13 protein-coding genes are annotated in these 12,540 nt (G+C 53.5%); 5 read left to right on the top strand and 8 right to left on the bottom strand.

Going from position 1 to position 12,540, the window contains the following annotated elements; genetic code table 11:
- The first annotated feature begins 28 nt into the window (after positions 1–28).
- Positions 29–943: a tRNA (adenosine(37)-N6)-dimethylallyltransferase MiaA gene (gene miaA, locus MIB40_RS06245; protein WP_249692060.1), complete on the top strand. Its 915-nt coding sequence runs from the start codon at positions 29–31 to the stop codon at positions 941–943.
- A gap of 44 nt (positions 944–987) precedes the next feature.
- Here the strand turns inward: miaA and rpoD are convergent, their stop codons facing one another.
- The 4 genes from rpoD to rpsU all read right to left on the bottom strand — a co-directional run bounded on the left by rpoD (position 988) and on the right by rpsU (position 5,579).
- Positions 988–2,787: an RNA polymerase sigma factor RpoD gene (gene rpoD / locus MIB40_RS06240; RefSeq protein ID WP_249692058.1), complete on the bottom strand. Its 1,800-nt coding sequence runs from the start codon at positions 2,785–2,787 to the stop codon at positions 988–990.
- 184 nt (positions 2,788–2,971) lie between these two features.
- The gene (gene dnaG / locus MIB40_RS06235) at positions 2,972–4,822 is read right to left on the bottom strand and encodes a DNA primase (protein ID WP_249692056.1); all 1,851 of its coding nucleotides are present in this window, start codon (positions 4,820–4,822) and stop codon (positions 2,972–2,974) included.
- Positions 4,823–4,885: 63 nt separating this feature from the next.
- Positions 4,886–5,335 (bottom strand): GatB/YqeY domain-containing protein, encoded by a 450-nt coding sequence (locus tag MIB40_RS06230; RefSeq protein WP_249692054.1) that lies wholly within the window; start codon positions 5,333–5,335, stop codon positions 4,886–4,888.
- A gap of 28 nt (positions 5,336–5,363) precedes the next feature.
- The gene (gene rpsU, locus MIB40_RS06225; RefSeq protein ID WP_249692052.1) at positions 5,364–5,579 is read right to left on the bottom strand and encodes a 30S ribosomal protein S21; all 216 of its coding nucleotides are present in this window, start codon (positions 5,577–5,579) and stop codon (positions 5,364–5,366) included.
- 227 nt (positions 5,580–5,806) lie between these two features.
- Between rpsU and tsaD the strand changes: the two genes are divergently transcribed.
- From tsaD to MIB40_RS06210, 3 genes are read left to right on the top strand one after another with little or no spacing between them, the layout of a single operon-like run.
- The gene (gene tsaD, locus MIB40_RS06220) at positions 5,807–6,865 is read left to right on the top strand and encodes a tRNA (adenosine(37)-N6)-threonylcarbamoyltransferase complex transferase subunit TsaD (protein WP_249692050.1); all 1,059 of its coding nucleotides are present in this window, start codon (positions 5,807–5,809) and stop codon (positions 6,863–6,865) included.
- Between the two features lie 11 nt (positions 6,866–6,876).
- Positions 6,877–7,236 carry a dihydroneopterin aldolase gene (folB, locus tag MIB40_RS06215; RefSeq protein ID WP_249692048.1) on the top strand — a complete coding sequence of 120 codons (360 nt, stop codon included), beginning with the start codon at positions 6,877–6,879 and terminating at the stop codon, positions 7,234–7,236.
- Positions 7,223–7,756 carry a 2-amino-4-hydroxy-6-hydroxymethyldihydropteridine diphosphokinase gene (locus tag MIB40_RS06210; protein ID WP_249692046.1) on the top strand — a complete coding sequence of 178 codons (534 nt, stop codon included), beginning with the start codon at positions 7,223–7,225 and terminating at the stop codon, positions 7,754–7,756. Before folB ends, MIB40_RS06210 begins: the two co-directional genes overlap by 14 nt.
- Here MIB40_RS06210 and MIB40_RS06205 read toward each other — a convergent pair.
- Both MIB40_RS06205 and MIB40_RS06200 read right to left on the bottom strand, forming a co-directional pair.
- On the bottom strand, positions 7,685–8,404 hold the full coding sequence (locus tag MIB40_RS06205; RefSeq protein WP_249692043.1) for an SDR family oxidoreductase: 720 nt from the start codon (positions 8,402–8,404) through the stop codon (positions 7,685–7,687). The two genes, MIB40_RS06210 and MIB40_RS06205, sit on opposite strands and share 72 nt — an antisense overlap.
- On the bottom strand, positions 8,397–9,554 hold the full coding sequence (locus MIB40_RS06200; protein WP_249692041.1) for a polynucleotide adenylyltransferase: 1,158 nt from the start codon (positions 9,552–9,554) through the stop codon (positions 8,397–8,399). Before MIB40_RS06200 ends, MIB40_RS06205 begins: the two co-directional genes overlap by 8 nt.
- A gap of 463 nt (positions 9,555–10,017) precedes the next feature.
- Between MIB40_RS06200 and MIB40_RS06195 the strand changes: the two genes are divergently transcribed.
- Positions 10,018–10,935 carry a DMT family transporter gene (locus MIB40_RS06195; RefSeq protein WP_249692039.1) on the top strand — a complete coding sequence of 306 codons (918 nt, stop codon included), beginning with the start codon at positions 10,018–10,020 and terminating at the stop codon, positions 10,933–10,935.
- On the opposite strand, the gene MIB40_RS06190 is transcribed toward MIB40_RS06195, so the two are convergent.
- Both MIB40_RS06190 and rsmA read right to left on the bottom strand, forming a co-directional pair.
- The gene (locus tag MIB40_RS06190; protein WP_249692037.1) at positions 10,897–11,721 is read right to left on the bottom strand and encodes a symmetrical bis(5'-nucleosyl)-tetraphosphatase; all 825 of its coding nucleotides are present in this window, start codon (positions 11,719–11,721) and stop codon (positions 10,897–10,899) included. The two genes, MIB40_RS06195 and MIB40_RS06190, sit on opposite strands and share 39 nt — an antisense overlap.
- Positions 11,722–11,727: 6 nt before the next feature.
- Positions 11,728–12,540, bottom strand: a complete 813-nt coding sequence (rsmA, locus tag MIB40_RS06185; protein WP_249692034.1) for a 16S rRNA (adenine(1518)-N(6)/adenine(1519)-N(6))-dimethyltransferase RsmA — start codon at positions 12,538–12,540, stop codon at positions 11,728–11,730.

Here is a 12,540-nt window from a genome sequence, read left to right as displayed (position 1 = left end):
AGCGATGGATTCCCTTTAAGGTGTGGTGATGGTGGAGCAAAAAGTTGATCTGCTGGTTGTGTTGGGGCCTACGGCTTCGGGTAAGACCCGCCTGGGTATTGAGTTGGCGCGTGAGTTTGGTGGGGAGATACTGTCTGCCGATTCGCGTCAGGTATATCGGGGTATGGATATTGGCAGTGGTAAGGATCTGCAGGAATACGTTGGGGTACCCTACCACTTGATCGATATTGTCGACGCTGGAGAGGAGTACAATGTTTACCGGTTTCAGCAAGATTTTTTCGATGCTTTTGAGGCTGTACGCTCAAAAGGGGCATGGCCGGTTATGGTTGGCGGCAGTGGTTTGTATTTGGAGGCGGTGATCAAGGGTTATCGGTTGATTCATGTGCCTGAGAATCAGGCCCTGCGTAGCGAGTTGGCCGGTAAAGGGCAGGAGGAACTTGTCGCCCGCCTTGCGGCCCTGAAACCATTGCACAACACCACTGACAGCCTGGATCGAAAGCGCTTGGTCAGGGCGATTGAGGTGGCTGAAGGTGAAGGTCAATTGGCCGAACAGCTACCAGCTCTGCCAAAGGTGTCTCCCTTGCTACTGGGTATTCGCTGGCCAAGAAAGGTCCTGCGACAACGAATTACCCGGCGTTTAAAGGAGCGCTTCGAGGAGGGCATGATTGAAGAGGTTGAGGGGTTGCATGCTGAAGGTGTCCCCTGGTTTCGGTTGCAATACTATGGTTTGGAATACCGTTATATTGCCGACTTTCTTCAGGGTAATATCAACAGCAGAAACGATCTGTTCCAGAAGCTAAACGCGGCCATTCATCAGTACGCTAAACGCCAGGACACCTGGTTTCGTCGCATGGAGCGTCAGGGTCATGCTATACACTGGGTTGAGGGAGAGGGTGATCCTGTGTCTGAAGCTCGGGCGATCGTGCAGCGTTTAACAGCATAAAAAAGGCACCCGAAGGTGCCTTTTTTATGCTGCGTTTGAGTTGCTTACTCGTCGAGGAAGCTGCGCAGATGGTCAGAACGGGTCGGATGGCGAAGTTTGCGCAAAGCCTTGGCTTCGATCTGACGAATACGCTCACGGGTTACATCAAACTGTTTACCTACCTCTTCAAGAGTGTGATCGGTATTCATATTGATGCCGAATCGCATGCGTAGCACTTTGGCCTCGCGTGCAGTCAGTCCGGACAATACATCTTTGGTGGCTTCTCGCAGGCCTTCACCGGTTGCCGAATCGACTGGCGAATGTATGGTGGTGTCTTCAATAAAGTCGCCCAGATGTGAATCTTCATCATCACCGATGGGCGTCTCCATGGAGATGGGCTCCTTGGCAATCTTCAGCACCTTGCGGATTTTATCCTCAGGCATTTCCATGCGCTCACCCAGTTCTTCCGGAGTAGGTTCGCGACCCATTTCCTGTAGCATCTGACGTGAGATTCGATTCAGCTTGTTAATGGTCTCGATCATATGCACCGGAATACGAATGGTGCGAGCCTGGTCCGCAATGGAGCGGGTGATGGCCTGACGAATCCACCAGGTGGCGTAGGTCGAGAACTTATAGCCTCGACGGTATTCGAACTTGTCGACCGCTTTCATCAAGCCGATGTTGCCTTCCTGGATCAGATCCAGGAATTGCAGACCGCGGTTGGTGTATTTCTTGGCGATAGAGATAACCAGGCGCAGGTTGGCTTCGACCATCTCTTTCTTGGCACGACGAGCGCGAGCTTCACCAATCGACATGCGGCGATTGATCTCTTTAATCTCGGGGATGCTCAGGGAGATTAATTCTTCGATGCCGCGCAGGCGGCGTTGGCTTCGCAGAATGTCCTGACGATTGTTTTCGATGCCCTGGGCATGGCTGCTGAATTTTTTCACCAGCTCATCGATCCAGTCAAGGTTGGTTTCGTTGCCAGGGAATTCGGCCAAAAAGTTTTTGCGTGGCAAACGAGCAGAACGCACACACAGCTGCATGATGTTGCGTTCGTTGCGGCGAATGGTATCCAGTGCGCTGCGCACATTGAAAACCAGATCGTCGAAAAAGCGGGGAGTAAGCTTGATCGGCATAAAGCGCTCAGCAAGTTGCTGTAGGGCTTTTTCGCCCTGTTTGCTGTCGCGACCGTGCTTGCTGGTTGCTGCGTCGGCTTTCTTCAGCAGACTACGAAGTTCGTCGAAACGCTGGCGGGTTTCTTCCGGGTCTGGACCGTTGTCGGTCTCTTCATCGTCATCATCATCGCTGTCATCACTGCTGGCAGGTGCCGCAGGAGGAGGGATAACATCGTCGGCGTCCAGGTATCCGCTGATCAGGTCGCTGATCCGCCCCTCTTCTTCGATGATGCGATCGTATTCGCCAATGATGGCGGAAACGGAGCCAGGGAAATAGGCCAGGGCGGCCATCACTTCCCGAGTACCTTCCTCGATGCGCTTGGCGATGACGATTTCGCCTTCGCGGGTGAGCAGTTCCACGGTACCCATTTCACGCATATACATACGCACCGGGTCAGTGGTGCGACCGCTCTCTTGCTCAACTGCAGCCAGTGCAGCGGCTGCTTCTTCGGCAGCGACTTCATCGGTTTCAGATTCGCTTAGCAGTAGCTCATCGGCATCGGGGGCCGTCTCATAGACCTTGATCCCCATGTCATTGATCATGCGGATGATATCTTCTACCTGATCGGGATCAGAGATATCCTCGGGGAGGTGGTCGTTAACTTCTGCGTAAGTAAGGTAGCCTTGTTCTCGGCCCCGTGAGATCAGCTCTTTCAAACGAGACTGCTGTTGTGCACTTGCGGACATATCAACCCTATTAACAACGAAAAGCGGGGTTACCTGATAAAACGGTAAGCGAGCAATTATAGCGTAGATCTGGCATTTTGTGCCAGCTCTGTGCCGGGCAAACTTGAGAATTGATTAACTATATGGGGAGTGAGTGGTCGCTTTGCAACCATTGGTGAATGATTTTTTTCTGACAGCTGTCAGGCTAGTTCAAACTTTCCCGCTTTGCCTTGAACAGCGCCTTCAGTGTGTGCTTTTCGTCACTGGTTAAAGCGCCCTGATTATCGCTCACCAGTTTGGTCATACGTTGATGGTTTTCCGCCTGCTGTGTTTGCTGGCAAATGCTGTTCAGGATATCGCTATAGAGTTGCGTTGGCTCATCCGTTGGCAGTTCTGGATTTCGTTTGGCGGGTGCCAGTATGGGTTCCAGTTCTTCGGTTCCATAAATAGAGCCTAGCAGGGCCCCAAGAGTCGGGGTTGTATGGGCTTTTAATGTCTCGATCACTTTTAGTAGTGCTTGATTGTCGCTGTCGGGGCTCGATTGCAGGCGGCTGATGTCGGGAGTTTTATGGACGATTTCGGGGTAGCGCAGCAATAGAAACAGGGCTTGTTGTACAGGCTTTAAGTTGCCAAGGGAGATGTCATGCCGCTGTCTGGGTTGATTGTTAAATGGGGTGCGAGAAAAAGACCTGGGTGGCTGGGTGTTTTGTTGTACCGGGCCGGTTTGCTCTTGAGAGGGTGCCTTAGGGGTATCCTCGATACGTTCCCGCAGTTCCTGTGCTTCGAGTCCGGTCAGGTTGGCCAGCCTTCGTAACATTAAGCTGCGAAAGGCCCCATCGGGTAGTTGTTGCAGGAGCGGCGTCGCCAGGTGAGTCAGGCGAGCGCAGCCATCCATGCTTTCCATGTCCAGATCTTTGCTCAGTTGATCAAACAGGAAGCGGTCGAGAGGTAGGGCGTCGTTTTGTATTCGTTCGCGCATACCGCTGGCTCCCTCTTGCTGAACCAGGCTGTCTGGATCTTCCCCGTCGGGTAGAAACAGGAAGCGACATTGTCGGCCGTCGTTCATGGCTGGCAGGGTGGATTCCAGGGCGCGCCAGGCGGCTTTACGGCCGGCAGCATCGCCATCGAAGCAGAACACAATATCGGGAACAACTTTGAATAAGCGGTTGATATGGTCGGTGCTGGTTGCGGTGCCAAGGGTGGCGACGGCGTTATTGATGCCATGTTGCGCCAGGGCCACTACGTCCATATAACCCTCAACAACGATCAGTTGCTGCAGTTGGCGGTTGGCCTGTCGAGCTTCATAAAGACCGTAAAGCTCCTGTCCCTTATGGAAAACCGGTGTCTCGGGTGAGTTCAGGTATTTGGGCTTGTCGTCACCCAGTACGCGCCCTCCGAAACCGATGGTACGTCCGCGGGTATCGCGAATGGGGAAAATAATACGATCCCGAAAACGATCGTACCGGGTTTTCTTTTCTTCGTTCTCGACCAGCAGCCCGACCTCAAGCAGTTCAGCTTCTCCATGTTCAGGGCTTTGCAAGGCTTGTTGCAGGTTGTCCCAGCCGGGAGGTGCGTAGCCGATTCCAAACTGGCGGGCAATGGCCCCGGAGAGTTGGCGTTGCTTCAGGTAGTTGACCGCTCGTGGTCGCTGATCGTGTTCGCGCAGTTGCTGTTGGAAATAATCGTTGGCATTTTCCAGTAACTCGTACAGTGTATTGAGTCGCTGCTTTTGTTCAATGTTTTGGTGGCTGCTGGCTTCGTGGGGTACTTCAAGGCCTAGCTTGTTGGCCAGATCTTCCACGGCTTCCGGAAATTCGAGGCGATCGAATTCCATGATAAAACCGATCGCGTTACCGGCAGCGCCGCAGCCAAAGCAATAATAGAATTGCTTGTCTGCGTTGACGCTAAATGATGGCGATTTTTCCTGGTGGAAAGGGCACAGGGCAGAATGATTTTTACCGGACTTACGCAGTTTGACTCGTGAACCCACCACATCAACGATGTCGGTTCGAGCAAGAAGGTCGTCGATAAAAGGTTGTGGAATCAGGCCGGCCATTGGCAGTGTGCTACCCGTAAAAAACAGGAGGCCAGTGTATCACAGTGATGCGGGTGTCAGGGGTTAGGCCAGGGTGGCCTTGATCATTTTGCTGACAACGCCCATGTCAGCGCGGCCCTGTACTTTGGCTTTCAGGGTGCCCATGACTTTGCCCATGTCTTTCATGGATTCGGCACCGGACTCTTTAATGGTGTCGTTGATCAAAGACTGCAGTTCGTCGGTGGTCAGTTGAGAGGGCAGGAACTCTTGCAGAACCGAAACCTCGTAGGATTCCTGTTCTGCAAGATCGTCTCGCCCGGCATCCTGGTATTGAGCGTGCGCATCGCGGCGCTGCTTGACCATTTTGTCGAGAATAGCAATAGAGCGAGCCTCATCGACTTCAATGCGCTCATCCACTTCGATGCGCTTGAACTCAGACAGAGCCATGCGAATGACGCCCAGGCGAGCCTTGTCTTTGGCTCGCATGGCGCTTTTCATAGCCTCGGTCAGGCTTTGCTTGGTGCTATTACTCATCGGAATCGAGACAGGAACAAATAGTCGACTAGTACAAGCGTACGTGACGTTTCTGCTCGCGAGAAACCTTCTTGGCGTGACGCTTTACAGCAGCAGCTGCAGCGCGCTTACGCACAGTAGTGGGCTTCTCGTAGTGCTCACGGCGACGAACTTCAGCCAGAACCCCGGCCTTCTCGCAGGAGCGCTTAAACCGACGCAGGGCAATGTCAAAAGGCTCGTTTTCTTTAACTTTTACCGCAGGCATTAGCTAATCACCTTCCTATTAAATGTGGTTTCAATTAAGTGAAATTGGTGACAATTGCACCAATCCCCATATCAGGGCAGCGCATGTTACTGTCTTTGATCCTTAAATGCAAAGCACTGCCAGTAAAAATAGTATAACGGACTTTGCTGGCTACGGATGCAATCAGCTCGCCTTGCCAGTATGATTCGCCGCAGAGAGCGGATTATGGCAGATATAGTGAGGGCTTAATGAAGGTTCTGGGGATAGAGACGTCCTGCGATGAGACAGGTATCGCCCTTTATGACAGCGATCAGGGGTTGCTAGCCGATGCCCTGTTCAGTCAAACCGAGATGCATGCTGAATATGGCGGCGTGGTTCCAGAGCTGGCTTCCAGAGATCATGTCCAGCGCGTGCTACCACTGGTCCAGCGGGTGTTGGATGAGGCCCAAATAGCATCTGGCTCGATTGATGCTATCGCCTACACCGCAGGCCCTGGATTGATTGGCGCCCTGATGGTCGGCAGCTGTACGGCACAGGCCATGGCTTATACCTGGGGGGTGCCGGCGCTGGGGGTGCATCATATGGAGGGACATCTACTGGCCCCCATGCTGGAAGACAATCCGCCAGCGTTCCCTTTTGTCGCGCTTTTGGTCTCCGGGGGGCATACCCAGCTGGTTGAGGTGACCGGTATCGGTGAATATCGTTTACTGGGTGAATCGCTGGATGACGCCGCCGGGGAAGCCTTCGATAAAGCGGCCAAAATGATGGGGCTGGATTACCCGGGCGGCCCACGAATTGCTGCACTGGCTCAGCACGGAGCCGCCGGCCGTTTTCGTTTTCCGCGGCCAATGACCGATCGCCCGGGACTCGATTTCAGTTTCAGTGGCCTGAAAACCTTTACCCTTAACACCGTCGCCCAACATAGTGAGGGCGGGATTTGCGATGAGCAAACCCGGGCCGATATTGCGCGAGCATTTGAAGAAGCGGTGGTCGACACGCTGGTGATCAAATGCCGTCGTGCGCTCAAGCAGACGGGATTTAAGCGCTTGGTGATCGCCGGTGGTGTCAGCGCAAACCGTAAATTGCGCGAAGGCCTGGGGGCTATGGCCACCAAGCAGGAAGGGGAACTGTTTTACGCACGCCCTGAATTTTGTACGGATAATGGTGCCATGATTGCCTTTGCCGGTTGTCAAAGGTTGCTGGCCGGAGAGCGAGAGGCATTGGGCAATAAGCCACGCCCGCGTTGGCCAATGGATCAGTTGCAACCCTTAGGTGCTCAGAATATCGACGCGGAGAAAACAAATTAGGCATGGGTAGCTTGGATAAAGTATCGATCGACAATTTATCGGTAGAGGTGATCATCGGGGTGTATGACTGGGAGCAGCAACAAACCCAGCCGTTGATACTGGACCTGTGGCTGCTTACGGATTTCTCCGCCGCCTTCGCCTCCGATGATCTCGACGACGCCTTGAATTATGCCGATATAGCCGAGCACGTCACCGACCTTTGTCAGCAAAGCCGCTTTCAATTAATCGAGGCATTGGCCGACAGCATTTTGCAGATGTTATTGAATCGCTATCCGGCTAGTCGGGTGGGCGTTCGAATACGCAAACCCAAGGCGATTGCTCCGGCCATGGCGGTTATCGAGTGCGAGCGAGGGCGTGATGAGCTCAGCTAAGCGGTCTGCTTATCTGATTGGGGTAGGTAGCAATTTGTCTCCTCGGTATCACTGCGAGCAGATCATTCGGGCGGTATTGCATCGATTTGGCAGTTGCAGTCTCAGCAGCTTGATTCATACCGAGCCTGATGGTGTGGAGACCCCTAACCATTTCATTAATTTTATGCTCTATCTTGAAACGGAATTATCGGTGACAGAGCTTAAGCAATGGACCAATGGCCTCGAGGAACAGCTGGGTCGGGATCGTTCCCATCCTGATCGTAAGAATATCGATCGACCTGCGGACCTGGATACCCTGGTAGAGATGCCGGAGGGTGAATTATGGTCCGCTGGCGACATCCGGGAAAACTATTATCGGGCGATAGCGGCCGAGCTGGCAGGTTGGTTGTCGGGGCAGACACCTCGATCTCCAGGGTTGCCGACCTGCGTGCTCAACTTTGAGGGGGGGTTAGAGGTTGGCGATGGAGCGACCACCATCTACCTTGATCGTGCCACCGGTCATATAAGGGTTGTCCAGTAAGCACTGTACCGCAAGGTATATGGCTTCTTCGCCTCCTTCGGTTTTCAGCAGGGTTTGTTCAATAATGCTGTTTTGCACGGCTTCGCTGTGCCACGCCTTAAAGCGAATGGGGCCTGGGGCGATAGCATTGACCTTTACCTTTGGCGCTAATTGCTTGGCAAAGGAAAGATTGAGGTTGGCCAGGCCGGCTTTACTGGCACAGTAGATATCGAATACCGGATTCGGGTTATCGGCAAAAATATCAGTGATATGGACGATGTCACTGTGTTCTGCTGTGCAGTTGTTGAGCGCCTTGCTTAATGCCTGATTAAGTCGGTAGGGGGCCAGCATATGGATATGGTAAAAGCGGCCAAAAAGATCGGTCGCTGCGGTGGCATCAGTCGGTGTGGTTTCAAAGGCGGATGCATTATGAATCAGGGCGCGGACGGATGTGCACCGGTCGACCAGGGCTTCGGCAAGCTGTTCTATGCCTTCACGCGTCGACAGGTCACCTTGCAGGCAGGGAATCTGCCGCTGACGTAACTGCTCCAGCTCTTCGCGCTCGGTATGGTAATGAGCCAGCACCTTATAACCTTGTTGGTGTAGACGCAGCGCGCAATGCAATCCCACCCGGGTGCCAGCACCGGTGATAATAAGTGCTTCATCCATGGTGACTGTCTCCTGCTGCTGTTTGGTTTATCCAGAGTCGGGTGTGTTCGATGCGCAATGCTCTTAGGGCTTTACCGAGTGCGGGACCTTGAATGCCCTGCGACATAAGGTTTTGCGCGTTGATGCTACGAGCTTGCTGCACCAGCGTCATGACCTCCCGGGGCAATGCTGGCTGTTGTTGCAGGTCCGAGACAGTGGCGATGCATTCGAGTAATGATTGCAGGCGTTCTGGTCGGCGCAGGGCATCTAACCGTTCCAGCAAGGGCCAGAGGGTTTCGGCTCGCCAATCTTCCTGCTGCAGCACCGGGAGGTGCTGATTTAACAGTCGAGCAAGCTCAGAGTATGGTTGAGGCAAGCGTAAGCGTTTGCATAGCTTTTGCAGTACTTCAATACTTGCCTTATCTCCCTTGAGTGTTTGCAGGGATACACAGGCAAAGCGCTCTACCACTGATAACCCATTTTGTAGGGCCAGTCGTAATGCTCGCAGGGGAAATTGCTCCAGGGATTGGATAGCGTTTGCCATTTCGGGCAGCACAATGGGCAGGGCGTCGCAGTCAATCAGGGTAGTAAAGTAATGGTCGGCGTCCGGTTCAGCTAGTGCTGAGCAGGTTTCCTGCCATACCCGTTCGGGTACCAGATGGTTGAGTTCCCCCGATTGGCCGATTGTTCGCATCAGTTCGAGGGTTTCTTCGGCCACGTAAAAGCCCATATGGTAGTAGCGAGCGGCAAAGCGGGCGACACGGAGAACCCGTAGCGGGTCTTCGCAGAACGCCTCTGAAACATGACGCAGACAGCGATTTTCCAGATCCATGGCCCCGTTGTAAGGATCGATTAACTGGCCCGATTCATCCCGCGCCATGGCATTGATGGTCAGGTCTCGACGCTTGAGATCCTCCTCCAGAGTGACATCCGGGGTGGCGTGAAACTCAAACCCACCGTAGCCATGGCCGCTTTTGCGTTCGGTGCGAGCCAGAGCATACTCCTCCTGAGTATCGGGGTGGAGGAAGACCGGGAAATCGCGACCCACGGGTTTAAAACCCATACGCTTCATATGCTCAGCTTCACCGCCGACCACAACCCAGTCTCGATCCTTAACGGCTCTGCCGAGCATGGCATCCCGTACAGCGCCTCCAACCAGGTAAGTTTTCATCGTGATGGTCTTTCTCCTGAGGTTGGGGCAAAGGCGGGTGGAAGGATCTGTAAATCGATGAAGCTCGAGTGTAAGGAAGCGAGAGGATATGTCCACCCCGTGGTGATAGTTTGCTCGAGAAAGCCAACCCTGGGTCTTGGGGCAATTGTTTTCTCGTGGTGTGTGCAGAAAAAGGTGGTGCGAAAAAAACAGGAGCGGCATTGACCCCGTTGAAGATGCACTGCACACTGAAGCAATGAAAACTCAGCACCAATTCAAACGCGCACTACAAGAGCAGCTCCTGGCGATTTATGTCTGGGGTCGCTGGCGGCGTGCGGCGCGAAACTGCTGAGTAAACAGCGTTTTTCCAAAAGGCCGCAGCGATTCTCCTGCGGCCTTTTTTGTTGCCGTAGAAGTTATTGCTGCCACGGATAGGGTAGTGAGGAGAGAGCATCATGCTCGATAAGTTCAGGGAGAGAGTTTAATGAAGGTGTTGTTGGCATACATCGGGGTGGTTTTGATCTGGTCCACCACTCCATTAGGTATCAAGTGGAGTGTGGAATCGGTCTACTTTGTCGATGCTGTGTTTGCGCGTATGGGAGTAGCAGCCATTCTTTCCTGGTTGTTATTAAAAATTCTGGGTGGACGCATGGTCTGGCGCGGTCAGGCGCTGCGCAGCTATTTTGCCGCGAGCCTGGGTATCTGGGGCTGTATGTTATTGGTGTATTGGTCCGCCCAGACCTTGCCGTCGGGAGTAATGTCGGTTCTGTTCGGGCTGTCACCCCTGATAACCGGAGTGATTGCTACTTTGGTTTTGCGTGAACAAGCCTTTACCAGAATACGGTTACTCAGCTTGCTGCTCGCGCTGAGTGGGCTCATGGTGGTGTTTTCCGGGGACATGGTGCTGGACGGTGGACAGCTACCGGCCTTGTTGGTCAACTTGACGGCGGTTGCTCTGTTTTGTGTCAGTGCGGTTTGGGTCAAGCGGCTCGATGCGGCAGTTGACCCCCAGCAACAAGCCACAGGCAGTTTGATATTGTCGATACCGGTGTTTGTGGTGTTCTGGGCGCTGATGAGCCCTGCTGAAGTGGAAATCCCGGGGGCTCGTTCGGTATTAGCGATTCTCTATCTGGCGTTTTTTGGTTCAGTGATCGGCTTTGTGTTGTATTTCTACATATTGCGAAATTTGACTGCTAGCCAAGTGTCGTTGATTCCGATGATGACGCCCTGTTTTGCCTTGATGTTGGGACATTTGCTGAACGATGAAGCCTTGACCCTGACGACTGTGGTGGGGGCATTGATGATTGTGTCGGCTCTGGCTCTCTATTTTGGCGAAGCCATGTTGCCGAGGCTGGGGGTGCGGCTAACGAAATTCCGGCAATGGACAGTTGAGCGACGTTAACTCACCGGTTTCCAGGGTCAGGGCGGTCAATTGTCCGCCCCAGACGCAACCGGTATCCAGGGCAAATACATTGGGATGATCGGCTTTGCCTTCCAGCGCGGCCCAATGACCAAAAATGATGCGTTGATCGGCACATTTACGCTTTTCGTGCTGATACCAGGGAGCAAAGCCCTGAGGCGGGTTGTTAGCACCGCTTTTCTGATCGAGATCCAGGGTGTTGTCCTGCCGGCAGAAACGCATGCGGGTCAGATAGTTGATGATCACCCGCAAGCGTCGTGAGCCCTTAAGGTTTTTGTGCCAGCAGGCGGGTTCATCACCGTACATATTTTTCAGCAGCTTCCGGTAGTTGTCGCTGCGCAATACGGACTCAACTTCTGCGGCGCGATTTAAGGATGCCTTCAGCGACCAACCCGGCGGAATACCGGCATGTACCATGGTAAAACCCAGATCAGGGCAATGATGCACCAGCGGCAATTGTCTCAGCCATTGCAGTAGTTCGTCGCGATCGGGAGCGTCCAGAATTGGAGTTAAGGTGTCCTGGTTGCGATTGCGCATGATGCCTTCGGCAACGGCCAGCAGGTGCAGATCATGGTTGCCCAGTACGCAGACGCAGCGATCACCGAGACTGCGAAGATAGCGTAGGGTTTCGAGGGATTGTGGCCCTCTGTTGACCAGATCTCCGGCTACCCAGAGACGGTCATGTTTCGGATTGAACTCAATCAGCGCCAGCAAATCCTGTAACTGCTCGAAGCAGCCCTGGATGTCACCAATTGCATATGTGGGCATGACCTCTCAGGGCTCCGTGGGGTTATTGCTGATGTGATCACTGATGGCCACGAATTCTGCCAGGGTTATACGCTCCGGTCGGGACGCAGCATCGATACCCAGAGACTCAATACTGTCTGCAGTGATCAGGCTTTTGAGGGCATTTCTAAGAGTTTTTCGGCGCTGGGTAAAGGCAGTTCTCACGACCGTTTCCAGCTGTTTTACATCCTGTGCCATATGGGGTCTTTCCTTGTAAGGGCGCAAGCGAACAATGGCTGATTCCACCTTGGGGGCCGGATTGAAGGCTCCGGAACCCACGGGGAACAGCGAGTCCACCTGACAATAATACTGAACCATGATACCTAAGCGGCCATAATGCTTATCACCAGGGCCTGCTGCGAGGCGATCTACCACCTCTTTTTGCAGCATAAAGTGCATATCCTCGATGAGATCCTGATAGCTCAACAGGTGAAACATCAGAGGCGTGGAAATGTTGTAGGGCAGGTTACCGATTACTCGCAGTTTCTCACCCTGTTGTTGCAGTTGGCTGAAGTCAAAGCGCAGCGCATCACCCTGGTGAAGGTGAAAGTTGTCTTTCAGTGAGAAATTGGCCAGCAATAGGGGTACCAGATCCTGATCCAACTCTACCACGTCAAGGCGAGCACCGGAGTCGACCAGGTCACGGGTTAAGGCGCCTTGACCTGGGCCGATTTCAACCAGGTGGTCGCTGGATTTGGGCGCAATGGCGCGTATGATTCGGTTGATTACTCCAGCGTCGTGGAGGAAATTCTGGCCGAAACGTTTGCGAGCGCGATGCTCAAACGGCGATTTTTGCGACAT

Source organism: Aestuariirhabdus haliotis, from assembly GCF_023509475.1.
GTDB lineage: Bacteria > Pseudomonadota > Gammaproteobacteria > Pseudomonadales > Aestuariirhabdaceae > Aestuariirhabdus > Aestuariirhabdus haliotis.
This window is presented reverse-complemented; position numbering and strand designations above follow the sequence as displayed.

What these genes read in the sequence shown, in the direction of transcription:
- miaA (WP_249692060.1), top strand. Translation starts at nt 29, where the DNA reads ATGGTGGAGCAAAAAGTTGATCTGCTGGTTGTGTTGGGGCCTACGGCT.
- rpoD (WP_249692058.1), bottom strand. Translation starts at nt 2,787, where the DNA reads ATGTCCGCAAGTGCACAACAGCAGTCTCGTTTGAAAGAGCTGATCTCA.
- dnaG (WP_249692056.1), bottom strand. Translation starts at nt 4,822, where the DNA reads ATGGCCGGCCTGATTCCACAACCTTTTATCGACGACCTTCTTGCTCGA.
- MIB40_RS06230 (WP_249692054.1), bottom strand. Translation starts at nt 5,335, where the DNA reads ATGAGTAATAGCACCAAGCAAAGCCTGACCGAGGCTATGAAAAGCGCC.
- rpsU (WP_249692052.1), bottom strand. Translation starts at nt 5,579, where the DNA reads ATGCCTGCGGTAAAAGTTAAAGAAAACGAGCCTTTTGACATTGCCCTG.
- tsaD (WP_249692050.1), top strand. Translation starts at nt 5,807, where the DNA reads ATGAAGGTTCTGGGGATAGAGACGTCCTGCGATGAGACAGGTATCGCC.
- MIB40_RS06210 (WP_249692046.1), top strand. Translation starts at nt 7,223, where the DNA reads ATGAGCTCAGCTAAGCGGTCTGCTTATCTGATTGGGGTAGGTAGCAAT.
- MIB40_RS06205 (WP_249692043.1), bottom strand. Translation starts at nt 8,404, where the DNA reads ATGGATGAAGCACTTATTATCACCGGTGCTGGCACCCGGGTGGGATTG.
- MIB40_RS06200 (WP_249692041.1), bottom strand. Translation starts at nt 9,554, where the DNA reads ATGAAAACTTACCTGGTTGGAGGCGCTGTACGGGATGCCATGCTCGGC.
- MIB40_RS06195 (WP_249692039.1), top strand. Translation starts at nt 10,018, where the DNA reads ATGAAGGTGTTGTTGGCATACATCGGGGTGGTTTTGATCTGGTCCACC.
- MIB40_RS06190 (WP_249692037.1), bottom strand. Translation starts at nt 11,721, where the DNA reads ATGCCCACATATGCAATTGGTGACATCCAGGGCTGCTTCGAGCAGTTA.
- rsmA (WP_249692034.1), bottom strand. Translation starts at nt 12,540, where the DNA reads ATGTCGCAAAAATCGCCGTTTGAGCATCGCGCTCGCAAACGTTTCGGC.